Source organism: Variovorax sp. Root411 (genome assembly GCF_001425205.1).
Lineage (GTDB): Bacteria > Pseudomonadota > Gammaproteobacteria > Burkholderiales > Burkholderiaceae_C > Variovorax.
This window is the reverse complement of the sequence record NZ_LMDW01000018.1, coordinates 201,953-225,615: the sequence shown is the minus strand read 5'-3', so window position 1 is coordinate 225,615 and position 23,663 is coordinate 201,953. Positions and strand designations below refer to the sequence as shown.

Here is a 23,663-nt window from a genome sequence, read left to right as displayed (position 1 = left end):
TTCAGTCCGCCAACGGTGTGCTGCGGGTCAACACGAAGTCGTAGTCCAGCGTGTAGTAGACCGGAGGCTTGGAAGGATCGCCGGTTTCGTGGCGGTCCCAATCGGCGATGAGGCTCGGGCGCACGCCGAAGACCGCGTCGGATTCGAGATAGCGCCCGCCGCGGCGGAACACATGGGTGATCAAGCGCTCGTAGCCCTCCGCCTGGATCATGAAATGCAGGTGCGCCGGACGCCACGGATGGCGGCCGAGCGCATCGAGCATGGCGCCCACCGGGCCATCATGCGGAATCGGGTACTCATGCGCCACGATGGAGCGAAAGTGGTAGCGACCATCGGCATCGGTGCGCAGCTGGGCCCGGGCCCGGTGCTCGGAGAGCGATGGGTCGGGTTTCTGCACGTCGTAGAAACCTTCTTCGTCGGCCTGCCAGACATCGAGCAGCGCGTGAGAAACGGGTTTCCCGTCCGGCCCGGTGACCCGGCCCTGCACGAAGCAGGGCGTGCCCTTGGCGCCATTGGCGATGTCGGCGCCGTGTTCGACCCTGGGTGCGCCCTCGACGAAGAAGGGCCCGAAGACGGTGGCCTCGGTGCAGCCCGCCGGCTTGGTGTTGTTCTGAGCCATGACCAGCGTGGACAGTCCGAGCACGTCCGACAGCAGAATGAACTCCTGCCGCTTGTCGTCGGTGATGTGCCCCGCGTCGGCAAGAAACCGGATACCGCGCCACCACTCGTCCTCGGTGAGCTTCACCTCGCGGGCGAAGTCGTGCAGATGACGCACCAGGCTGGCCATCACGGTGCGCAGCCGCGCATCGGGGCATCGATCCATCGACTCGTGCACGGCCTCGGTGATGGTGAACGAATCGAGAGGTTTCATGGGTGGTTCTCCTGAAGGGGATGGTGGCCCGTGGCCTGGTCGAATACGGCCTGCGCGTCGTCGGCGGAACTGCCGCGCCAGGCGACGATCTGGTCGGGGCGAATCAGCACGAGCGGTGCTTCGTACAAATCGCGCAGCACTCGCTCTGCAAGCCGCACGACGCGCAGGTCCAGGCCGCGCGCGTGCGCAAGCGCCTCGAACGGTGCTGTGTCGGGCGGCGCCGAACCGAGTGCGAGCACCGTCCAGTCGCGTCCGAAAAGATCGAACAGCGAACGACCGTCTTCCAGCCAGGCATGCGGCGGCCGGCCGCCAGGGCAGGCGGTGGGAACGTAGCGATTGGGCTCGTCGGGCGGCGCCGCCGTGCCATCGGACACGATCACCGGCGAGCCGTCGTAGCGCCCGCCGAAAGTGACGCCGGGGATGTTGAACTCGAGCCGTGCGTGCGCGTCCAGATGCTCGGCGGCGGCGCGGCGCTCGGCATCCCCGCGGGGCGAGTCTTCTTCGAGTTCGGGACTCGCAGCGAACAGGCCGACCGAATCGGCGAATCGTCTCGCATAGCCTGTGTTGCGCTCGGCCAGCGGACGGCGCTCCGCCTCGTAGCTTTCCAGCAGCGTGTCGGGCGCCTGCCCGCGCAGCACGGCGGCCAGCTTCCAGCCCAGGTTCACCGCGTCTTCGACCGCGGTGTTGTAGCCGAGGCCGCCGGTAGGCGTGAACAGATGGGCCGCATCCCCCGCAATGAACACGCGGCCGCGCTGGAACTGTTTGGCAACGAGGGCGTGGCCGGCCTGCCAGACGCCCATCGACAGGACCTCGATCGGCACGTCCACGCCGACCGTCTGCGCGAAGATGCGGCGCGCATCGGCCTCGGTCCAGGTCTCCGGGTTCTCGTGCGGATGCACGGCCGCGTGAAAAGCGTACTCGGCAACGCCGTCCACGGAGGCCATGAAGGCACGCCGCTCATGATTGACCGCCACGTACATCCAGGCCTTGGGATGCGTCAGCGCCGAGATGAATTGCGCAGACCGCAGGTAGATGGCGAACATCTTGCCGCCCATGAAATCGCGCTGGATGCCGGTGACGCCGCCCCATTCGATGCCGAGCTCGCTGCGCACGATGCTGCGCGGGCCGTCGGCCCCGACGAGGAACCTGGCCTTCACCTCCACCGGGGCGCCGCCGTCCGCAGGGCGGATGCACGCATCGATGCCGTCGCCGGTGTCGGCGAAGCGTTCCAGCCGCCAGCCGTAGCGTACGTCGGCCATGGGCCACGCCTCGGCATGTCCGCGCAGCGCCGCCTCCACAAACTTCTGCGAGACGCGGTGCGGCAGTTCGGCAGCGCTCCACGAACCGGTCATCGCCTTGATCTTCTCGGTGGCCTCCGCCGCCGTCGGCAAATGGATGCGCGCCAGTTCATGGCCCGTGTAGCGCGTGAAGTAGGCAATGTCGGTCGGGTGGTCGGCCGGCAGGCCCAGGCGCCGGATCTCGTGCGCGAAGCCCAGCCGGCGAAAGTGCTCCATCGTGCGCGCCTGGGTGGCATTGGCCTGCGGGTTGAAGGCGGTTCCCGGCTTCGCATCGACCAGCAGGCAGCGGATGCCCCGGCGGCCGAGCTCGTTGGCGAGCATGAGGCCGCACGGGCCGCCGCCCGCGATCAGGATTTCTGTCTCCAGCGAACATGGCTGCGCGGGGGCCGTAGTATTGGTGGAATGGGTCATGGACATGGGCCGTATGGGCTCGGCATCGCCGGCGAAGCGATGGCTCCGCATAGATGCTTAGGTTACCTAAATACTTCAGGATTGCAAAGCTTTGAGGAATCCCCCTACACCCGAGAAGGGAGCGCGCGTCGACGAGGGCTGGCGCACCGACAACGTCGGACGCCTGCTCAGCAGCGCGCTTCGCCGCTTCGAGGAGCGCGTCATGTCGCTGATGGTCGAGCGCGGCCATGCGCAGACGCGCCGCTCGCACGTCAATCTCACGCGCCACCTCGACATCGACGGGACGCGCATCACCGAACTCGCCCGGCGCGCTGCAATGACGAACGCGGCGATGACGGAACTGATCGACCAATGCGAATCGATCGGGCTCGTCGAGCGGCTGGCCGATCCCACGGACAAGCGCGTGCGCATCGTCCGATTTACGCCGGCCGGTGAAAGTTGGCTGAAGGATTTCGGCCGCGCCGTGGCGCAGGCCCAGCGCGAGATGTCGAGGGAGGTGGGTGAGGACCAGCTGGCCGTCGTGCTGGCTGCGCTTGCCAGCTACGCGGGCTCGGGCGGGGAGCCCTGAGGGCGCACTTCGACCCCCGTCGGTCGGGGGGCGAGGATCAATGGGCCTTTACACGCCCAGATACTGATGAACGATCTGGGGCTGCGCGCGCAGTTCGGTGGAGTTGCCTTGCCAGACCACGCGCCCTTTTTCGATCACGAAGTGACGATCCGCCAGGTTCAGCAAGGACTTGACGTTCTTGTCGATGACGATCTGCGACAGCCCGTCGCGCTTGAGATCGGCGAGCGAGCGCCAGATCTCGTTGCGTATCAGTGGCGCGAGGCCCTCGGTGGCCTCGTCGAGCACCAGCAGTCGCGGGTTCGTCATCAATGCGCGGCCGATGGCGAGCATCTGCTGCTCGCCGCCCGAGAGCTGCGAGCCGAGATTGCCGCGCCGCTCCTTGAGGCGAGGAAAGAACTCATAGACGCGGTGCAAGCTCCAGCGTTCGCCGCTCCCCTTCTTGTTGTCGCGCGCGGTGGCGACCAGGTTTTCTTCCACCGTGAGGTTGGGAAAGACCTGGCGACCCTCGGGCACCAGCGCGAGGCCGTGGCGCGCGATGCGGTGCGAGGGCAGGCTGTCCACGCGGGTGCCGCCCACCGAGATGCTGCCGGCCGAAACCGGCAGCATGCCGAACAGGCACTTGACCGTGGTCGAGCGGCCCATGCCATTGCGGCCGAGCAGGGTGACGACCTCGCCCGTGCCGACCGCGAAGGAGATGTCGAACAGCGCCTGCGCATGGCCGTAGGAGGCCTGCACGCCTTGGACCGATAGAAATTCGCTCATGCTTCGGCCTCTTCTTCGCCCAGGTAAACAGCCCGTACTTCGGGGTGGTTGCGGATCTCTTCCGGCGTGCCGGTGAACAAAATCTTTCCGTAGACCAGCACGCTGATGCGGTCGGCCAAGGCAAACACCGCATCCATGTCGTGCTCGACCAGCAAGATCGTGTACTGGCGTTTCAGCTGCTGCAGCAGCGCAATCACGCTGGTGGATTCCTGCACGCTCATGCCGGCCATGGGCTCGTCGAGCAACAGGAACTTGGGCCCGGCCGCCAGGCTCATGGCCAGCTCGAGCTGGCGGCGCTCGCCGTAGCCGAGGTCGCCGGCGGACACGTGAAGGCGGTTGGCCAGACCGGTGGCGGCAAGCGCCTCTTCGGCGGACTGGCGCGCGTGCCTGTCCGCCGCCATGGGCTGCCAGAAGCGGAAGGCGTGCCGGCGCGAGGCCAGCGCCGCGAAGGTCGCGTTCTCGATCACGCTGAAATCCTCGAAGATCGAGGTGATCTGGTAGGACCGCAGCAGGCCGCGTTGGGCACGTTCGTGGATGGGCAGCGCGGAGACATCGGCGCCGCCGAACCACACGCTGCCGCTGTCCGCGGCAAGCTCGCCCGACAGCTGGTTGATGAGGGTCGTCTTGCCGGCGCCGTTGGGGCCGATGATCGCGTGAAGCTCGCCTTCGTGGATGTCGAGCGACACCGAGTCGGTGACAAGCAGTGCGCCAAAGCGCTTGGTAAGAGATTCGGTGCGAAGGACGCTCGGCATCATGTGGATCCTTTCGGTGTGGAGATCGCATTGCGTACCGTGGCTGTGTCTTCGGCAGGCACCGACGCGGACGCTTCGGGCGGTGGCCGCGCATCGAAGCGCTCCAGCAAGCCGACGATGCCCCGCTTGCCCAGCAGCGCAACGATCACGATCAGTGGCCCGAAGATGACCATCCAGTGCTCCGTGAAGCCTTTCAGGACCTCTTCCAGGCCAAGGAACACCAATGCGCCCATCAGCGGCCCGAAAACCGTTCCCAATCCGCCGATGACGACGATCACGATCAGCTCGCCCGAGACGGACCAGGCGAGCGTGCTGGGGGAAGCAAAGGCGTTGAGGTTGGCCAGCAGCAGGCCCGCGACGCCGCACAACATGCCGGACATCACGTACGCCAACAGCCGGTAGCGCACCACCGGAATGCCGGCGGCACTCACGCGGCGCGCGTTCTGCTTGGCGCCGCGGATCACCATGCCGAACGGTGCGATGCGCAGGCGCGCCAGCCACCAGATCGAGAGCACCAGCACGATGAACGCCGCAACATAGACACTGGTCGCGGACGACAGGTCGATGGGGCCGAAGCGGCTGCTGAGAGCGATCGAGAGGCCATCGTCGCCGCCATAGTTCTTCAGGCTGACGAACAGGAAGTAGCCCATCTGCGCAAAGGCCAGCGTGATCATAATGAAGGCGATGCCGCTGGTGCGAAGGCTGATCGCACCGGTGACCAGCGCGACCAGGCCGCACGCGCCCAGGCAAAGCAGCAGGTGGACCCAGCCGCTGCCGATCCCATGGAACGACGCCAGGCCGACCGCGTAGGCGCCGAGCCCGAGGAACAGCGAATGGCCGAAGCTCACCAGGCCGCCGTAGCCCAGCGCGATATTGAGTGCGCAGGCGGCAATCGCGTAGATGATGATGCGCGCGAAGAAGGCGATGTAGAAGGTCTCGCCGGTGGCCTGCGCCACGAAAGGCACACTCGCCAGCAACAGCAAGACCAGCAGCGGAACCCAGGTGCTTGGGCGGGAAAGAAGTGTGGTCATGGGACTACCTGTTGGCTGGGAAAAGACCTTGCGGGCGCCACGCGAGCACCACGGCCATGAGCAGATAGACCAGCATCGAAGCCAGCGCGGGCCCGGCCGCATCGGCAATGGAACGCTCGGTGACCTGGCGCAGCAGGAACGGCAGGAACACACGCCCCATGGTGTCGACGATGCCGACGATCAGCGCGGAATAGAAAGCCCCGGTCACGGAGCCGATGCCGCCGATGACAATGACCACCAGCGTCGTGATGAGGACCGACTCGCCCATGCCCGATTGAACCGACAGGATCGGTCCGGCCATCGCGCCGGCGAGTCCCGCCAGCATCGCGCCGACGGCGAAGAGCATCGCATTCAGCAGGCGGATGTTCACGCCTAGCGCGGCCACCATCGCGGGATTGACGGCGCCGGCGCGGATCAGCATGCCGACCTTGGTCTTGTTGATCAACAGCCAGGAGCCGACCGCGACGACCAGCCCGACCACGATGATGGCGATCCGGTAGGAGGGGTAGCTGAACCCGCCGATGTCGATGGCCCCGCTCAGGAACTCGGGCACTTGCAGGAAGACGGGCTGCGAACCCCAGATGATGCGCACCAGCTCGTTGAAGAACAACACGAGACCGAAGGTGGCCAGCACATGGTCGAGATGGTCCCGGCGATACAGCCGCGACACGGCCACGAACTCCAGCGCGAGGCCCAGCAGCAGCGAGCCGCCCATGGCCGCGGCGACGGCCCATCCGAACGACCCCGTGTACTGGAAGGCCGTTGCCGCGAAGTAGGCGCCCATCATGTACAGCGAGCCGTGCGCCAGGTTGACGAAGCTCATGATGCCGAAGACCAGCGTCAACCCCGCCGCCAGCAGGAACAACAGGACCCCGTACTGGAGCCCGTTGAGCAACTGGGCAAGAACAACAGTGCTGCTCATGGGATTACTTCAGCGCGCATTGCGCGTGATAGGCGTCGACCTGCTTCGGCAGCGGCGTCGCCAGCAGCTTGCCGGTGACGCTGCTGCCGTTCTTCACGGTCTCGAACGCGTAGTAGTTCTGCACCGGCAGGTTGTTGTTGTTGAAGGCGAAGGGTCCCCGCACCGATTTCACTTCGCTGCCCGCGGCCTTGACAGCGGCTGCCAGCGCCTTGTTGTCCCCGCCCTTGGCCTTGCCGAGCGCGATGTTCAGGATGCTCGCCGCGTCGTAGGCCGTTGCGGCGTACTCGCTGGGCGTGCGCTTGTACTTGGCCTCGAAATCGGCCACGAACTTCTTGCTCTCGGGCGCGTCCAGCGCTGCGTCCCACATGGCGCCGCTGATGCTGCCCACGGCGGCATCGCGCAATGCGGGCAGCGTGGTCCCGTCGACCGTGAAGACCGAATAGAGCGGCAGCTTGCCCATCAGGCCCGCCTGCGCCATCTGCTTGATGAAGTTCACGCCCATGCCGCCGGGATAGAACACGAAGACGGCATCGGGCTTGGCGGCCTGCAGCTGCGCGAGTTCGGCGGAATAGTCGGGCTGGTTGACCTGGGTGTAGACCTCTTCGACGATCTGGCCCTTGAAGTAGCGTTTGAAGCCGGTCAGCATGTCCTTGCCGGCCTGATAGTTCGGGGCCATCAGGTAGACCTTCTTCACGCCCTTGTCCTGCGCGAACTTGCCCATGGCTTCGGCGGCGCCGTCGTTCTGCCAGGCGGTCGAGAACACGTTCGGTTTGCAACCGGCGCCGGCCAGCGGCGATGGCCCGGAGTTGGTGGCAATAGCGACGACACCGGACTCCGCGATGCGCGGCAGGCTGGCCATCATGACGTTGGAAAAACTTAAGCCAACGATGGCGTCGACCTTGTCCTTGTCGATGAACTTGCGCACGATCTGGCTCCCGATCTCCGGCTTGAGCTGGTCGTCTTCCTTGAGCACCGTGGCCGGTTGCCCGCCCAGCTTGCCGCCGAACTGCTCGACCGCAAGCATGAAGCCGTCGACCTGGTCCTGGCCGACGATCGCGACGGGGCCCGACAGCGGTGCCATGATGCCGATGGTGGCGGCCGCCGCGAGATGGCTGGCGCCCGAGCAGGCGAAGGCGGCCAGAACCAGGCCGGTGCGGCGGAGAGAGGGAGTGGGTATCGTCATGTCTTGTCTCGAGTTGGTTTGGAATAAAAAAAGCGCGAAAGTGACACGCGGCCGTGCACAACGGCGCGACGGCCATCGGCTTGAACGGGCGCTGAAATCCGAAAAACAGTGAGCTGCGGACGGCTACGCCAGTTCGCCTGTATGCGTTCGGTGCGCGTGCAGCGCTTCGAAGATCGGCCCGTCGCTGAAGCGGAAAAGGTCGAGCGCTGCAGGGCTGTCCGCGTCGCAGTGGGCCGCGAAGGGCTGCCACGACGGCACGACGAACATGTCGCCGCGCTTGACGCTCCATTGCTGCTCGCCCACCTTCACCGTGCCGCTGCCCTCGAACACCTGGTAGACCGATGACCCGACCTCGCGCTGCACCAGGGTGCTCGCCCCCTTTCTGATGCGGTGCATCTCGGTGCGGATGGTGGGCAGCACGTCGCGCCCGTTGCTCGGATTCGTGAAGCGAACCGCCGCGTGGCCCGGGCTCAGTGTGGCGGCATGGCCCTCGTCCTCCAGCGCGAGCTGGTCGGCCAGGGCACGGTCGGTATCGACCCAGCGGTAGGCCAGCAGCGGCGTCGCGGCCGGCGCCTCCGGCTGCGACAGCGGACGCAAGCCCGGGTGGCCCCACAGGCGCTCCGAGCGCGAGCGCTCCGGCGTGGCCTTCTCGGCCGTGCTGACGCGCTCGCGCCCGAACTCGAAGAACTGCGACTCCGTGTAGTACGAGAACGGAATGTCCAGTCCATCGATCCAGGCCATCGGCGCACTGGCCGCGTTGTGATGGGAATGCCAGTTCCATCCGGCCTGCGGCAGGAAGTCGCCGCGCGACATTCGCACCGGGTCGCCGTTGACCACGGTCCACACGCCTTCGCCCTCCACCACGAAGCGGAACGCGTGCTGCGTGTGGCGATGCTCCGGTGCATCCTCGCCCGGCATCAGGTACTGGATAGCAGCCCACAGCGTGGGCGTGGCAAACGGCCGGCCGCCGAGCGCCGGATTGGCCAGCGCGATGGCGCGCCGCTCGCCGCCGCGGCCCACGGGCACGATGCGCCCGGCCTCGCTGGCCAGTTCGACCAGGCGATCCCAGCGCCAAAGATGGGGCACTGCCTTGCTGCGCGGGTGCCGCGGCATCAGGTCGCCGATTTCTGTCCACAGCGGAACGAGCAGCTCGCTTTCGAAGCCCCGGTAGAGCTGCTCGAGCGCGAGGCTGGGTTCGGGTTGGCCCGGACCCGCGACGGCCTTCAGGCGCACGGGGGAGGGTACGGTGTCGACTGTCATGGAAGTTCCTTCGTGGGGACCGCTGCAACGAGCGCTCGCATGGCGCGTCTGTCGCCGTATCGTTTACGGGGAGAAGCGCCGCGTTGGCTTGCGCTTCACTCGGCGGGGCCGACCGTGAGCGTGATCTCGCCCACGCCGGCAACGCTGCCTTCGATGCGATCGCCGGGCTGGAGCGCGCCCACGCCTTCGGGCGTGCCGGTGAAGATCAGATCGCCAGGCTGCAGGTGGTAGAACTTCGAAAGGTCCTCGATCAGCTCTGGGATGTTCCAGATCAGCTTGGAAAGATCGGAGCGCTGGCGCTCCTGGCCGTTCACGCTCAGCGCCAGCGCGCCCTGCTCGAGCACCGTGCCGGCCATGGGAACGACCTCGGACACCACCGACGACTGCTCCACGTCCTTGCCGAGGTCCCAGGGCCGGCCCTTCTCGCGGGCCACCAGCTGCAGGTCGCGCCGCGTCATGTCCAGGCCGCAGGCGTACCCGTAGATCAGCTTGTGCGCGTCGGCGCGGCTGACGCGAAAGCCGGGCGCACCGACCACAAGTACCAGCTCCATCTCGAAGTGGTAGTTCTTCGTCTCGGGTGGATAGGCCACCGTGGCGCCGGATTCCACCAGCGTCGGCAGGCTCTTGGTGAAATAGAACGGCACCTCCACCGCCTTGTCGACCGGCCGTCCCATCTCGACCGCGTGGGCGTGGTAGTTGCGGCCGACGAAGAACAGCCGGTTGACGGGCAAACGCTCCGTCTTGCCGCGCACCGGCAGGGATGGAACAGCAGCAGGAGTCCAGAGATAAGTGGTGGTCATGGTGTGGGAGGTGATGGAGTTTGGAAAGCGGACTCGTGCGCGGAGCTATTTCAAAGTTTGGCGAGCGGCACTTGGAGGTCGGCGAGCTGCGCCGCGTCGACGCTGGTGCGGCGCTCGATCAGGCGCCGCGCAAAGCGCAGATCGCGCGCGGCGTTGGGCCCCAGCGCCGCAACGACCTTGTCGGCGTCGAGGAAGAACATCACGAAGCTGTTGGAGCTCCGGTCGCCGCGCACGACCACGCGGTGCGCGGGCGTGGGCATGCCGTAGATCTGGAGGTTGACGTCGTACTGGTCCGACCAGAACCAGGGCAGCGGCTGATGATTCACCGCTGTGCCGAGCGCGGCGCGCGCGGCGGCGATGCCTTGCTCCTGGGCGTTCTGCCAGGACTCGAGCCGCATCCGCCGGCCCGCCCATTCGCAATGCCATGTGGCCACGTCGCCCGCGGCAAGAATGTCGGGATCCGATGAGCGGCATTGCGAATCGACCAGCACGCCGCCATCGCAAGCCAGGCCTGCCTCGCGTGCGAGTTCGTCGTTGGGAATCAGGCCGACACCGATGAGCACCACGTCGCACTCGAGCTCGCGCCCGTCGCCGAACGAGGCCGCCAGGCCGCCTCGCGCGCCCTCCGCCAGGCGCTCGATTCCCGTGCCGAGCCGGACATCGACGCCCTGGGAGGTGTGAAGCTGCAGGAGGTAGTCGGAAATTTCCGGCGGAACGGTGCGCTCGCACAGCCGGCCCATCGCTTCCACGACGGTCACGTCCAGGCCCTTCTTCCTGGCCGTTGCGGCCACTTCGAGTCCGATCCAGCCGCCTCCGACGACAAGCAGCCGCTTGCCGGGAGAGAGCGCGGCGCCAAGCGCCGCCGCATCCTCGATGCTGCGCAAGACGAAGACGCCGGGCAGATCCGCGCCCGGGATATTCAGCCGGCGCGCCCGTCCGCCGTTGCAGAGGATCAGCTTGTCATATGCAACGTCCGCTCCACGCGTGAGGCGAAGCTTCTTCGCAGCCCTGTCGATGAAGGTCGCGCCGACGTTCGGCCGCCAGTCGATGCCGAGCGCATCGAAAGCTTCCAATTTCAGTAGATGCGTGGTGTCCGCATGCGCATCTCCGGAGAGCACCGCCTTGGACAGCGGCGGGCGTTCATAGGGACGATGGGGCTCGTCGCCGATCAGGACCACGCGGCCCGCGAAACCCTCGCTGCGCAGCGTTTGCGCGGCCCAGCCGCCGGCTTGACCGGCCCCCACGATGACGATGGTTTCGGCGTTCACGGGTTCAGTCCAGCGAGAGAAACACGCGGCCCGCGTCGATCTTCACGGGGTACGAGCGAATCGCCTCGGTCACGGGAGCGCAGGTCGGCCTTCCGTCGCGCACGTCGAACTTGCCCTGGTGCAGCGGGCACTCGATCTCGTGCCCTTCCAGGAAGCCCTCGCACAGGCGTGCATGGCCGTGGGTGCACACGTTGTCGGTCGCGTAGATCTGGCCGTCCACGTTGTACAGCGCGATGTCGCGCCCGCCGACCAGCATGCCGACGACATCGTCGGTGGGCACCTCGTCGACGGGTGCGGCGTCGGTCCATTGGAAATCGCTCATGGCTGGCTTCAAAGGGGATAGATGACGGAGTTGGGGATCATTTCGCTGTCGTAGATGACCTGGCGCGAGGCGAACTTCAGTCCCTCCCCGGTGCGCACGACGACGTCGATGTAGCGCCCCACGCTGAAGACGCTCGAGAGTTCGGACAGCTTGGTGCGGAACACCGCATAGTTGCCCTCGCACTCGAAACGGTCCGCCTCGGCCTTCAGGACGAGTGGCGTCCCGACCACGTGGCGCTGGTAGTACGGGTCGTGGAACAAGGTCTCGCGAATGCCGTAGACGCGGTCCTTCAGCATTCCCTTGCTCTCGAACGACAGCGTCGCGAGCGGAAAGCCGCGGTCGTAGTTCTCGCGCGGTTGCAGGCGGTAGCTGCAATCGTCCGTGAAGAATTCCGGCCAGAGTTCCCATTCGCCGGAGCTGACGGCCTGGGCGTAGCGGGCGTAGAGCTGGGTCAAGTCGAAGTAGTCCTGAAAGGTCATCTCAAGCCTCCATGACCTTGCGCCAGTACTCGTACATGCCCCGTATCAGGGTCTCGGTGACCATGTGGTCCGTGTCGCCGACTTCGCGTCCGCCGAGCTCGGCGAGCGTGCGGTGGAAAGGCTTCTGTTCGAATCCTTTCTGCGAAAGCTCGATCACTTCTCCGTCGTCCGCCGATACGAAGCCGGCGGGCCCGAAAAGATTGGCCTGGCGCAGCCGGCGCTGCGTCATCTCTTTGCTGTCGTCCTCGAATCCGAAATGGGTCCATACGAAATCGAAGGCGCCGGGGCCGCTCGGCTGGATGTGGCGTGTCGAAACGCTGTTGACCTGCTGCTGGAAGATCACGCTCGGGAAGAGCGTCATCATCACAGCCGTCGGACCGCCCCACCAGGGCTCGGGCGCGATGTCCAGGAAGCGCGGGTCGTTGAGCTGCATGCTTTCCTTGAAGCTGGACACCTGGGTGACCTCGTCGGCCTTGCCGCTCGCACCACGCGTTGAAATCATGGCGGCATGCCGGTGGTGCTGATCCATCTTGAGTTGCGACTTGTTGTCCGCACGCCAGAGCCCGAAGGTGACGAACCACGTATGCAGCAGGCCCGGGTGGTACGGGTCCTTGATGTTCTCCTGCATCAGCTTCCAGTTGCCGGGAATGCGCTGGCGGTTGTACCCAAGAATCGTCAGCTTCCGGCCGTTGAACAGCCGGTCGAAGTAGCCCAGGATCTCCGGGCCCATGAAGTCCTCGAGCGATTCCACCTCCGCATCGAACGACGCAAACACAACGCCGCCGCGCGTGGCGACCTTCAGCTTGTTGAGGCCGTGATCGGCCGGCTTGAAATCGGCCGGCATCCCGCCGTTGACCTTGCCGTCCTGCTTGACGCCGCGGCGAAAGGGCACGCCCTGCAGGTCGCCGCCGAGCGAGTAGTTCCACTGGTGATACGGGCAGGTGAACCCGCTGGTCTTGCGGTTGCCGTGCCGCTCGCGGCAGAACTGCATGCCCCGGTGCGCGCACACGTTTTCCACGACGCTGATGGAGCCCTCGGCATCCCGGACCATGATCACCGAGCGCTCGCCGACCACCGTGCGCTTGAAATCGCCAACCTCCGGAACCTCAGCCTCCAGGCCCACGTAGCACCAGTGGCCCCGGTAGAAAAGGCGCTCGAGCTCACGCCGGTGCTGATCGGCCTCGGTGTAGGCCATGAAAGGGATGCGGCTGGTCCCTTTGTCTTCCCAGTGGATCTGCTGCGGAAAGACGGCTGATGTGTCATCCATGTTTGTCTCCTGTCGGCCGTGTCGCAAGGCCTGTATCTCGTGGTCCGGCAATGATCGATATTTCAGTCCCATCGTTCAATAGAATGTGCCGAATAGTTCATATAGATTTGGCGAATGGGAGCCGGCCGTGGAGCTCAAGGACATCGACCTCAACCTGCTGGTTGTGTTCAACCAGTTGCTCATCGATCGACGGGTGTCGAAGGTGGCGGCCAATCTCGGCCTTTCCCAGCCGGGGGTGAGCAACGCGCTGGCGCGCCTGCGCAAGCTGACCGACGACCCCTTGTTCCTTCGAACCCCGAAGGGCATGGAGCCGACCCCCTTCGCCGAGCAGCTGGCCGCGCCGACCGCGAGCGCCCTGCAAACGATCCATGCCGCGATCAATCAGCGGAGCTCGTTCGACCCGGCCACGTCGACGCGCGCCTTCACCATCGGCATGACCGACATCGGGGAGATCTATTTCCTGCCCAAATTGATGAAGGAGCTGGCGCGCGTTGCTCCGGGGGTCTCGCTCAGCACCGTTCGCAACACGGCGGTCAATCTTCAGGACGAGATGGAATCCGGCCACGTCACCCTGGCCATCGGCTTGCTGCCGCAGCTCAAGAGCGGTTATTTCCAGCGGCGGCTGTTCAAGCAGCACTACGTCTGCATGTTTCGCCGCGGCCATGCGCTGGACAAGCGGCAGATCTCCCTGGGCGAGTTCTCGCAGGCCGACCACGTGGTCGTGATCTCGGAGGGAACCGGCCACGGCAAGGCGGACGAACTTCTCAGCCGCAAGAAGATTGTTCGCAAGGTCGTCCTGACCGTGCCGCACTACGTGGCGGTCGGCCACATCCTGCACGACTCCGACCTGGTGGCAACGGTCCCCGAGCGGCTCGCCCAGGCCTTGGCCGAGCCGTTCGGGTTGTCCTATGTCCGCCATCCGGCCAAGCTGCCCGAGATTGCAATCAACCTTTTCTGGCACGGCCGGTATCACCGGGATCCCGCCGTCGCCTGGATGCGCTCCTTGATCGTCCGGCTTCACGGGGAAGGTGCGCCCGGCTGAACTTGCGCGGCTTCCCCGGCGTCGCTTGCGCGAGACCAGTGTGGCGACGCCTTCGTCGTTGTATCGCTGCGGCGCAAGACAGCGCAGGCCCTGGCGCAGCGCGCGCGCATCGTGCTGGCCTGCGCCGATGGGAACGACAACCAAGTGGTGGCCGCGCGCCAGCGCGTCACGCCGCAGATGGTCAGCAAGTGGCGAGCACGGTTCGTCGAACATCGCCTGGATGGCCTGCTTGACGCGCCGCGCTCTGGCGCGCCAAGAACGATTGACGATGCCCGCGTCGATGCCGTGATTGCCAGGACGCTGGAGAGCGTGCCGCGCGGGGCGACGCACTGGAGCACCCGCACCATGGCGAGTGCGACAGGGTTGTCGCAGACGGCCGTCTCGCGCATCTGGCGCGCGTTCGGCTTGCAGCCGCATCGCCAGGAGACATTCAAACTGTCCACCGATCCGATGTTCGTCGAGAAGGTGCGCGACATCGTCGGCCTCTACATGGATCCACCCTTGATGGCGATGGTGCTGTGCGTGGACGAAAAGAGCCAGATCCAGGCCCTGGACCGCACGCAACTCCTGCTGCCGCTCGCCCCTGGCATCCCCGAGCGGCGCACCCATGACTACGAGCGCCATGGGACGACCACGCTGTTCGCGGCCTTGGACATCGCCACGGGATCGGTCATCGGCGAGATGCATCGTCGCCACCGCAGCAGCGAGTTCCTGCAATTCCTGCGAATCGTCGAGGCCAGTGTGCCTGCGGTGTTGGACATCCACCTGGTCATGGACAACTACGGCACACACAAGACGGCGTCGATCAAATCGTGGTTGATCCGCCACCCGCGCATTCACGTGCACTTCACGCCGACTTCGGCGTCATGGCTCAATCAGGTCGAGCGCTGGTTCGCAACCCTCACGCAGCGATGTATCCGTCGCGGCACGCATCGCTCCACGCGACAACTCGAGCAGACCATTCGCGAGTGTCCGCCGTAGGCATGGATCGCGCGCAGGAGCTGGCCGACCTGCCGGGGCTCGGTGATCGCCGCGTAGTTGGTCTTTTCCACCGCCACCAGCGCGCCGCGCAGGTCGACCGTCACATCGCGGTCCACCAAGCCGACGGACACCGCGTAGCGGAATACCTGCGAGCAGATCTGCACGATGCGGTGCGCGCTTTCGTGAATGCCGCGCGCCTCCATGCGGCGCGCGACCTTGTCGAGCACGTCCTTCGCCCGGATGGTCGACACGGGCAGCTTGCCGATGAACGGGAACACATCCTTCTCGAGCCAGCTGGTGACCTTGGCCTGGGTGATGGCGGCGCGCTTGTTCGACGTGGTCGCGAGCCAGTCGCGGGCGACCTTCTCGAAGGTGTTCGCGGCCGCATCGGCCTTGCGCTGCTTGCCCTCGCGCTCGGCGACGCCGGGGTCGATGTCGTCCGCCAGCCGCGTCCTGGCCTCGGCGCGGCGTTCGCGGGCCTTGGCCAGGGTGACGTCGGGGTAGACGCCGAGGGCCAGGGTCTTCTGCCGCCCGGCGAAGCGGTAGCTCAAGCGCCAGTACTTTCCGGTGGCGGTGGCGGTGGCGGTGACGTGCAGGTACAGGCCGCCCCCGTCGGCGTATTTCTCGCCGCTGGCCGTGCCCTGGGGCTTGAGCTGCTTGACTCGGGTGTCGGTGAGCGCCATCGCTGCCCTTTTGTTGGTATCTGGCTTTTCGACCTGGCCGAGATACCAACAAAAATGCTGGTATTTCGCTGCGTTGTCATGCAGCGCCGTGATCCAACATGAGGCAAAGAAAAACCCGCTACGCTGAAGAAACGTGCGGGTTTTGAGGCTTGGTGAGACGCCGTGAACCGGGCCCTTGGTGCTTTCGACAGGAATCGCAGGTGAGCCAAAAATCCGCATGAATATTGGATTCTTTGGGTTGGAAGAAAAAAAATACCGCCATAAGTACCGATAAACTTCAATGTACGGCTTGGATGCATCGTATGAGGACGCTTCGAGCCGATTTTGTTGACGCTGCGGCCGACGGGCATTCCGAGATCAGGCTGAGTGGTACTGATCTTCGGTGTTCATTTCGAATCGCCGATCTGCGTCAGGAACGCGCACGCCGCATCGAGCGTGGGCAGAACTTGATCATGTCGCAGCGGCGAGCAGATCGCGGCTGGGTTTTTCAAGAGGATGCGCAATACGCTGGTACCTGATTCTCCTTTCGACCCGGCCCGAAGTGGCTGGCTAGCGAGGGGCGGATCCAGCCCCAGGCCATGAGGCATAGTCCCTTGCAAATCAACAGGTTAGCAAGGGGCACACAGAAAGCGACCTCCCCCAAAGGGCAAGTAGTCGGTGAGCTTGACACCACGAAGTGTCCGGCGATAACGCCAATCCGCCTGCCCAAGTGAAACGCCGGAGTTTCGCTTCTCGATTTTGCCTCTGACGCCGCCTTTGAAGCTCTATCCCTAGCCCGCTCGATCACGACTCCATGTGGGAGAATTGGCCAGACTTGGCAACCCGGTTCAGTTGCACACGAACGCTGAACGCGACCCTGATGACTGATACAGATGGTGAAATCCTGACGCTCGAAGAGGTCGCCGAATACCTCAAGGCTGGGAAGCGGACGGTCTATCGCCTAGCCCAAAAGGGAGAGATTCCAGCCTTTAAGCTTGGAGGCACCTGGCGGTTTCGCCGCTCTGAGCTGGACAGTTGGATCGCTGAGAGCATCAACAAGAAGAAGCCGCAGACATAGTGACCGTGCGCTAGGTCTGCAACCAAATCACATCTGGTCAGGTACACAGGGGAGGATGGCCGTTGATAACGCAGCAGCTTTTGACGCAGCATCAAAGCCAGTACTACGCGTGGCTTTTGACGCGGCGCGCTGCAGGCGACTCGGTGGAGTCGCTCGCAGCCACCCTCGTCGACTCGCAGGTTGACCTCAATCCCCACCAAGTCGAGGCGGCGCTGTTCGCCTGTAGCAATCCACTCTCGCGCGGCGTCATCTTGGCGGACGAGGTCGGGCTCGGAAAGACCATTGAGGCCGGTCTCGTCATCGCGCAGCGCTGGGCCGAGCGCCGCCGCCGCATACTGATCATCGTGCCCGCTAATCTGCGCAAGCAGTGGCACCAGGAGTTGCAAGACAAGTTCAATCTGCGGGGCGTGCTCCTGGAAGCTAAAAGCTACAACGCCATCCGCAAGCGGGGCAGCCAGAATCCGTTTCAAGAGTCATCCGGTCCCGTCATCTGCTCCTATCAGTTCGCCAAAGCGAAGGCGACGGACATCAAGGCTGTCGATTGGGACTTGGCGGTGCTCGACGAGGCGCATCGACTGCGCAACGTCTATAAAACCAGCAACGTGATCGCCAAAGCGCTGAAGGAAGCGCTAGCCCACGTCCACTCCAAAGTTCTGCTCACCGCGACCCCGTTGCAAAACTCGCTGCTGGAGCTTTACGGCTTGGTCAGCATGATCGATGACCGGGTCTTTGGTGATATCGACAGCTTCCGCTCACAGTTCACGGCGCAGCCCAGAGAAAAAGCGTTCGCAGCCCTGCGAGCCCGCCTCGCCACAGTTTGCAAACGCACGCTGCGCCGCCAGGTTCAGCAGTACGTGCCATATACCGCTCGACGAGCCATCGTTGAAGAGTTCACCCCTTCGACCGAGGAACGAGAACTGTCCAATCTCGTCGCTGACTATCTCCGTCGGCCCAACCTCAAAGCGCTGCCAGAAGGCCAACGACAACTGATCTCTCTGGTGCTGTGGAAGCTGCTGGCTTCGTCAACCCATGCCATCGCCGGGGCGCTGGAGACCATGGCCAAGCGGCTTCAGGGTGAACTTGACGAGTCTTCCGATATTCCTGATCTGGCGGAGGTGCTTGATGAGGACTATGAATCGCTAGATGAAACCGCTGACGAGTGGGAAGGGAAAGAGGCCGGCGTTGCATCGCCAGCCCCCGGCCAACGCGATGCAATCACCCAGGAGATCGCCGAACTGTGGCACTTTAAGGCATTGGCGACCAACATTCGCGAGAACGCTAAAGGCACTGCACTGCTGACTGCTTTGGACAAGGCATTCGCTGAGCTGGGGCGGCTCGGCGCAGCCAAGAAGGCAATTATCTTCACGGAGTCCAAGCGCACGCAGGAGTACCTGCTTTCTCTCCTGGCAGCCACGCCCTACGGCGAAGGCATCGTCTTGTTCAACGGCACCAACAGCGATGCCCGGGCGCAAGCCATCTACGCTGATTGGATCAAGCGCTATGCCGAAACGGATCGCATCACTGGGTCCAAGACCGCAGACACCCGAGCCGCACTGGTCGAGCACTTCAAAGAGCGCGGCACGGTGATGATTGCCACCGAGGCGGGTGCCGAAGGCATCAACCTGCAGTTCTGCTCGCTGGTCATCAACTACGATTTGCCATGGAACCCGCAGCGCATCGAGCAGCGGATCGGACGCTGCCACCGCTATGGTCAAAAGTTCGACGTGGTAGTAGTCAACTTCGTAGACCGAAGTAACGAAGCTGATGCCAGGGTCTACGAACTGCTGGATCAAAAATTTCAATTGTTTGAGGGCGTCTTTGGTGCAAGCGACGAGGTGCTTGGAGCGATCGGCTCCGGCGTGGATTTTGAGCGTCGCATCGCAGACATCTACCAGAACTGCCGCGACCACGAGGCAATCAAAACCAGCTTCGAACAGTTGCAAAGCGACCTGTCTGGCGAAATCAGCGAGGCCATGGTCAAGACGCGGCGAATCCTCCTGGAGAACTTTGACGAGGAGGTGCAGGACAAGCTGCGAGTTAGAGCCGCAGACAGCCGCGCGGCGCGCAGCAAGTACGAACGCATGCTGCTCGAACTGACGCGGGCCGAGTTGGCCGACTGCGCGCTATTCGACGACGACGGCTTTGTCCTTCAGCGTCTGCCTGCCACCACCTTGAATGAGGTTGACCTGGGCCGCTATGAGTTACCTCGCCGATCCGGCGACGCGCACCTCTATCGGATCGGCCATCCGCTCGCTGAATGGGTGACTAAGCAGGCGAAGAACTATGAGCTTTCAGGCACGCGGCTCCTTTTTGACTACGAGGCTTACGGCACCCAGATCAGCACGCTCAAGCCGTATCGAGGTAAGAGCGGCTGGCTGACCTTGAAGCTTGTGTCAGTTGAATCTCTTGGAAACGATGAGCAGCGCCTGGTGGTGGCGGCCATCACGTCAGACGGCCAGCCCCTGGCAGAAGACGATCCAGAAAAACTTTTGCGCTTGCCAGCTCGGGCGCAGCTTGCCGAGCAAGGCAACGTCGATGTATCCCGTCTCAGTGAGGACGTGGCGATGCGGAAATCTGCCGTCCTGCGAGAAATCAACCAACGCAACCTAGGCTACTTCGAGCAGGAAGTCCAGAAGCTCGATGCGTGGGCTGATGACTTGAAGCTGGGCATTGAGCAGGAAATCAAGGAGATCGACCGCCAAATCAAGGAGGTGCGCCGTACGGCAGCCAGTGCCCCCGCGCTAGAAGAAAAGCTCTCCTGGCAGAAGCAGCAAAAGGAACTGGAAGCTAAACGCACGAAGCTCCGGCGCGAACTCTTCAATCGCCAAGATGCTATTGAGGCTGAGCGCAACGAGCTTATCAATCAGTTGGAAAGCAAGTTGCAGCAGGACGTGCGAGAGCAGACCCTGTTCACCGTTGAATGGGCGTTGATCTAATGGCGACCGCACCAATTCGTCCTCTTGAGCTGGACCTGCTGTGCCAGAAGCTGGACGCAGACTACGCAGCGCTCATCATCGGAACGGGCGGCCCGGACTCTCGCCGCAGTAACTTCCTATCCAAGGCCATTGCGGCGTTCGTGTTGCACGAGGCTGCAGGCGCAAGCCTAGAAGAGTCCGTCGCAGCGAGCATCGACGGCGGCCTGGATCACGGCATTGACTCGGTGTTCGTGGCCAATGATCAGACCATCTGGCTCGTTCAATCGAAGTACAAGGAGTCCGGCTCAGGAGAACCTGAGCTTGGTGATGTGTCCAAGTTTCGGGACGGCGTCACTGATCTCATCCAGGGGCGCTGGGGGCGCTTCAACAATGCGCTTCAGAACCGCAGCGGTGCAATCACCGATGCCTTAAACAGCGGCATCTGCAAAGTCAAGGTTATCCTCGCTTACTCCGGGACGGCCGTGTCCGATGATCGGCGGGACATCTTTTTCGACCTGGAACGAGCGTTCAACGGGCCGAATCCCGAATTTCTGCGCTGCCATGCCTATGGGCTCACCACCCTTCACGACCTTCACTTGGATGGCATCTCTGCCCAAGCCATTGAGGCCGACATCGAGCTGAAGGACTTCGGGCACACCCAACAACCTTACAGGGCGTTCTATGGTCGCATGGACGCCAAACGGCTTGCAGAACTTTGGGTCCAGCACGAAGACCGCTTAGTTGACCGAAACATCAGGCGCTTCAAGGGAACGACGACCGTCAACACTGGCTTGACGGAAACCTTGCAGGAGGAAGCGCAGCACTTCTTCTACTTTAATAACGGCGTCACGTTTCTCTGTGATGCCATCAACGAACAGCATCCGCGCGACCCTCATCGGGAGTCAGGGAGATTTCGTGTCCGAGGGCTTTCCATCATCAACGGCGCTCAAACCGTTGGCGCTATTGCGAAGGAACCCATAGCACACTACGACGCCAACCCTGCCATGGTCATGGCAACCCTCGTGTGCTTGGACAACGCACCGGACGGTTTCGGTGACCGCGTGACTCAATCCCGAAACCGTCAAAACGCGGTGGACTTGGAAGACTTCGCTGCTCTGGATGAGCGGCAGGCCATGTGGCAACAGACGCTACGAATGGCAGGTATCGACTACATCGTCAAGCATGGTCAGGACGATCCTCCGCCCTCGCTGACAACCTTCAGTGCTCGTGAGCTAGCCCCGTATCTGGCGTGCACCGTCACCACGAACGATTGGCAGGACTACCTGGTGGCAGCGAAGTCAGACAAGAAGAGGCTTTTCGGACGGGAGGGCCTGGTACCTGCGACAGATCCGTTACGTCAGTCCTATGCGCGCCTGTTCGCCGATTCCCTGACCGCCAAGCAGATGTGGCGCATCGCCCAGATCGGCCGCATGGTAATCGGCAAGGTTCGAGATCGTGCAAGTGCCGAGGCCGATCCTCAAGGCCTACCGCAGGGCACGCTGCCCGCTAAGGAGGTTCTAGGCCACGGTGCCTGGATGGTTCTCCACGTGATCTTCATCAGGCTGTCGATGCACAACGGAGCTGAGCTGAATCTAAACGCAGATGAGTTGACGGCGCTCTCTCGCGAAATCGATTTGGTGGCAGATCGCTTGGTCACCGTCGTTCAGGCTGTTCAGTGGAACAAGCAAGCTCGCAGCGTCTTTGAGAACAAAACGGACTGTCGATCCGTGAAAGGCCGCTTGATGGCGGCCTTGGCGCATCCAAACCAGGGAGGAAATCAATAGTGCAAGCCAACATCAAAGGTCTGGTAGACCGACTGGAGCTTTCCCAGGCCAAGGCCATGATGCCTCTCTACGAGGCCATCTCTAACGCCGTCGATGCCATCGAGGAGCATCAGGACGGCTTCAGCAAACATGCGATTCGCATCCGGTTGGTTGCATCGAACGACCTTGCTCATCAGGGTGGAGACGGAACGCTGGTCGTGGACGGCTTCGATGTCATCGACGATGGTGTCGGATTCAACGACAGAAATCTGGCTTCGTTCAAGGAGGCTCACACCCTGTCGAAGGTCAAGCTGGGTGGTCGAGGTGTAGGCCGCTTCACCTTCCTGAAGGTCTTCTCGTCCGTCCGCATTCGCAGCGTCTTCAAGCAAGAGGATCAAGCCTTGCTGCGGGAGTTCGACTTCAGCATCGAAGATGAACTGAAGGGAGCAGATGTCACGTCCGATATCGCGGAGTCGTCCGGCACGCGGACTTCTCTGCGCGGCATGAACGAAAAGTTCCGAGCGGGGTGGCCTACCCAGCCGGAGACCATCGCCGAGCGCGTTATCGCGCACTTCCTGATTCGGTTTGCGGCTCGATCCTGCCCGCCCATGACGCTGGAGTCGCCGGGGCATGCGCCGATTGACCTGCACACCCAGTTTCAATCCACCGTGTTGACCCACATCAAAGAGCAGTTCTTCGATGTGTCTGGCCACGCGTTCGCCTTGCAGGCATATCGCCACCGCGATGGCCGCTCGCGCCATGAGCTGAACTTGTGTGCCAATGGGCGTGAAGTCACCACCACCAAGCTGCGAGACCTGTTGCCGGAACTCCCCGAGAAGTTTCTTGACGACGAGCAGGCGCCGTACACCCTCATCGTGCTGGTTACCGGGGAGTACCTGGATGACCACGCGAACCAGGAACGGACGCGCATCGCCTTTCAGAGCGATGAAGAGCCCGAACTGGAGCAGACGCTTGTTTCTCGCCGAGCGTTAAACCAAGGCATAGCCGGTGTATTGCGTCCACTGCTCACAAGTGACTTGAAGTCCACAAACGAGGAAAAGCGTGGGCAGATCGAGAAGTTCGTGGAGCAAGCTCCGGAGTACAGAGCGCTCACCCATCCTCGCTACAAAGAGGTGATCGAGCAGATGATTCAGCCCGGCCTGTCGCAAGACAAGCTCGATGAGGCTCTCCTGCACGTAAAGCGAATCGTCGAGGATGACGTACGCAAAGAGGCCAAACACGTCGCCGCGTTGTTTGAGACTGAAACCTTCGAGCAGTACCAAGAGAAATTCAAGGAAATCGCCGAGAAGGCCAACGAGATCGGCAAGGCACAGCTCGCTGCCTACATCGCGCACCGTCGCACGATTCTCGACCTGTTGAACAACAGCCTCAAGAAGAAGCGCACCGACGACAGGTACCCGCTCGAAAGGGTGTTGCACAAAATGATCTTCCCCATGGGCACAACCTCGAAGGATGTTTTCTTCGAGCAGCAGAACCTTTGGGTCATTGACGAGCGGCTGTGCTATCACACGCTGCTCACCTCCGACAAGAAGCTCAAGAGCGTCGCCGGGCTCGACGACACGTCGGGTCGCGAGCCAGACATCTTCGCCTTCTTCTATGACACACCTATCGGCGTCGCCGAGGCCGACAAGCTGCCTGGCGGAGGTGTAGTCATCATCGAATTCAAGCGGCCCGGCCGGGACAACTACGACAAAGACCCCGCCGACCAGGTCATCCAGCGGTTTCGAGAAATCGCGGAGGGTGACGTCACGGATGTTGACGGCCGCCAGATCAACCCGACGAATCTGCGGTACACCGGCTATCTCATTGCCGACCTAACGCCGTCTTTGCATCGGCAAGTATTCGGCCGCTACCACCGCACCGCCGATAACGAGGGGTACTTTTCCCCCTTAGCGACCGGCAACGGATATATAGAAATCCTCTCCTATGACAAGCTCATTAAGGATGCCAATCGTCGCAATCGCATCCTGTTTGACAAGCTCGGCCTGCACAAGAGTTAAGGTGGCA

20 protein-coding genes and 1 pseudogene are annotated in these 23,663 nt (G+C 63.3%); 7 read left to right on the top strand and 14 right to left on the bottom strand.

What is annotated here, in order from left to right:
- Nucleotide 1: 1 nt before the first annotated feature.
- Both ASC92_RS22895 and ASC92_RS22890 read right to left on the bottom strand, forming a co-directional pair.
- A complete protein-coding gene (locus tag ASC92_RS22895) occupies nucleotides 2-871 on the bottom strand; it encodes an intradiol ring-cleavage dioxygenase (protein WP_056520349.1) in 870 nt (289 codons plus the stop codon).
- On the bottom strand, nucleotides 868-2,580 hold the full coding sequence (locus tag ASC92_RS22890) for an FAD-dependent oxidoreductase (RefSeq protein WP_056520392.1): 1,713 nt from the start codon (nucleotides 2,578-2,580) through the stop codon (nucleotides 868-870). Before ASC92_RS22890 ends, ASC92_RS22895 begins: the two co-directional genes overlap by 4 nt.
- 91 nt (nucleotides 2,581-2,671) lie before the next feature.
- Between ASC92_RS22890 and ASC92_RS22885 the strand changes: the two genes are divergently transcribed.
- A complete protein-coding gene (locus tag ASC92_RS22885) occupies nucleotides 2,672-3,148 on the top strand; it encodes a MarR family winged helix-turn-helix transcriptional regulator (protein ID WP_056520347.1) in 477 nt (158 codons plus the stop codon).
- 48 nt (nucleotides 3,149-3,196) lie between these two features.
- Here ASC92_RS22885 and ASC92_RS22880 read toward each other — a convergent pair whose 3' ends face one another.
- From ASC92_RS22880 to ASC92_RS22830, 11 genes are all read right to left on the bottom strand, one after another.
- Complete coding sequence (locus ASC92_RS22880) at nucleotides 3,197-3,910, bottom strand: ABC transporter ATP-binding protein (RefSeq protein WP_056520343.1); 714 nt, start codon at nucleotides 3,908-3,910, stop codon at nucleotides 3,197-3,199.
- Nucleotides 3,907-4,662, bottom strand: coding sequence for an ABC transporter ATP-binding protein (locus ASC92_RS22875; RefSeq protein ID WP_082519687.1), 756 nt, complete (start codon nucleotides 4,660-4,662; stop codon nucleotides 3,907-3,909). Before ASC92_RS22875 ends, ASC92_RS22880 begins: the two co-directional genes overlap by 4 nt.
- Complete coding sequence (locus tag ASC92_RS22870) at nucleotides 4,662-5,693, bottom strand: branched-chain amino acid ABC transporter permease (RefSeq protein WP_056520341.1); 1,032 nt, start codon at nucleotides 5,691-5,693, stop codon at nucleotides 4,662-4,664. The genes ASC92_RS22875 and ASC92_RS22870 overlap by 1 nt, the downstream gene beginning before the upstream one ends.
- 4 nt (nucleotides 5,694-5,697) lie before the next feature.
- Complete coding sequence (locus ASC92_RS22865) at nucleotides 5,698-6,615, bottom strand: branched-chain amino acid ABC transporter permease (RefSeq protein ID WP_056520340.1); 918 nt, start codon at nucleotides 6,613-6,615, stop codon at nucleotides 5,698-5,700.
- A 4-nt stretch (nucleotides 6,616-6,619) separates the two neighbouring features.
- Entirely contained in the window at nucleotides 6,620-7,798 is a 1,179-nt protein-coding gene (locus ASC92_RS22860; RefSeq protein WP_082519686.1) for an ABC transporter substrate-binding protein, read from the bottom strand.
- Nucleotides 7,799-7,921: 123 nt separating this feature from the next.
- Entirely contained in the window at nucleotides 7,922-9,058 is a 1,137-nt protein-coding gene (locus tag ASC92_RS22855) for a cupin domain-containing protein (RefSeq protein WP_056520339.1), read from the bottom strand.
- A 95-nt stretch (nucleotides 9,059-9,153) separates the two neighbouring features.
- The gene (locus ASC92_RS22850) at nucleotides 9,154-9,858 is read right to left on the bottom strand and encodes a fumarylacetoacetate hydrolase family protein (RefSeq protein WP_056520336.1); all 705 of its coding nucleotides are present in this window, start codon (nucleotides 9,856-9,858) and stop codon (nucleotides 9,154-9,156) included.
- Between the two features lie 50 nt (nucleotides 9,859-9,908).
- Entirely contained in the window at nucleotides 9,909-11,126 is a 1,218-nt protein-coding gene (locus ASC92_RS22845; protein WP_056520333.1) for an NAD(P)/FAD-dependent oxidoreductase, read from the bottom strand.
- A 4-nt stretch (nucleotides 11,127-11,130) separates the two neighbouring features.
- Nucleotides 11,131-11,448 (bottom strand): non-heme iron oxygenase ferredoxin subunit, encoded by a 318-nt coding sequence (locus ASC92_RS22840; protein WP_056520332.1) that lies wholly within the window; start codon nucleotides 11,446-11,448, stop codon nucleotides 11,131-11,133.
- An 8-nt stretch (nucleotides 11,449-11,456) separates the two neighbouring features.
- Nucleotides 11,457-11,927: an aromatic-ring-hydroxylating dioxygenase subunit beta gene (locus tag ASC92_RS22835; RefSeq protein WP_056520330.1), complete on the bottom strand. Its 471-nt coding sequence runs from the start codon at nucleotides 11,925-11,927 to the stop codon at nucleotides 11,457-11,459.
- A gap of 1 nt (nucleotide 11,928) precedes the next feature.
- Complete coding sequence (locus ASC92_RS22830; protein WP_056520329.1) at nucleotides 11,929-13,194, bottom strand: aromatic ring-hydroxylating dioxygenase subunit alpha; 1,266 nt, start codon at nucleotides 13,192-13,194, stop codon at nucleotides 11,929-11,931.
- 127 nt (nucleotides 13,195-13,321) lie between these two features.
- On the opposite strand from ASC92_RS22830, the gene ASC92_RS22825 reads away from it, so the two are divergent.
- Both ASC92_RS22825 and ASC92_RS22820 read left to right on the top strand, forming a co-directional pair.
- On the top strand, nucleotides 13,322-14,236 hold the full coding sequence (locus tag ASC92_RS22825) for a LysR family transcriptional regulator (protein ID WP_056520325.1): 915 nt from the start codon (nucleotides 13,322-13,324) through the stop codon (nucleotides 14,234-14,236).
- Nucleotides 14,237-14,302: 66 nt separating this feature from the next.
- Nucleotides 14,303-15,199, top strand: a pseudogene (locus ASC92_RS22820) (IS630 family transposase); the annotation flags it as partial.
- Here the strand turns inward: ASC92_RS22820 and ASC92_RS22815 are convergent.
- Nucleotides 15,112-15,900, bottom strand: coding sequence for a tyrosine-type recombinase/integrase (locus ASC92_RS22815; protein ID WP_082519685.1), 789 nt, complete (start codon nucleotides 15,898-15,900; stop codon nucleotides 15,112-15,114). The pseudogene ASC92_RS22820 and the gene ASC92_RS22815 overlap by 88 nt on opposite strands.
- Before the next feature lie 859 nt (nucleotides 15,901-16,759).
- Here ASC92_RS22815 and mads1 point away from each other — a divergent pair.
- The 4 genes from mads1 (at nucleotide 16,760) to ASC92_RS22795 (ending at nucleotide 23,656) form a co-directional block, all read left to right on the top strand.
- On the top strand, nucleotides 16,760-16,957 hold the full coding sequence (gene mads1, locus ASC92_RS22810) for a methylation-associated defense system helix-turn-helix domain-containing protein MAD1 (protein ID WP_056520323.1): 198 nt from the start codon (nucleotides 16,760-16,762) through the stop codon (nucleotides 16,955-16,957).
- A 62-nt stretch (nucleotides 16,958-17,019) separates the two neighbouring features.
- Nucleotides 17,020-19,893, top strand: a complete 2,874-nt coding sequence (locus ASC92_RS22805) for an SNF2-related protein (protein ID WP_056520321.1) — start codon at nucleotides 17,020-17,022, stop codon at nucleotides 19,891-19,893.
- Nucleotides 19,893-21,656: an AIPR family protein gene (locus ASC92_RS22800; protein ID WP_056520319.1), complete on the top strand. Its 1,764-nt coding sequence runs from the start codon at nucleotides 19,893-19,895 to the stop codon at nucleotides 21,654-21,656. The genes ASC92_RS22805 and ASC92_RS22800 overlap by 1 nt, the downstream gene beginning before the upstream one ends.
- The gene (locus ASC92_RS22795; RefSeq protein ID WP_056520317.1) at nucleotides 21,656-23,656 is read left to right on the top strand and encodes an ATP-binding protein; all 2,001 of its coding nucleotides are present in this window, start codon (nucleotides 21,656-21,658) and stop codon (nucleotides 23,654-23,656) included. Before ASC92_RS22800 ends, ASC92_RS22795 begins: the two co-directional genes overlap by 1 nt.
- The last annotated feature ends 7 nt before the right edge of the window (nucleotides 23,657-23,663 follow it).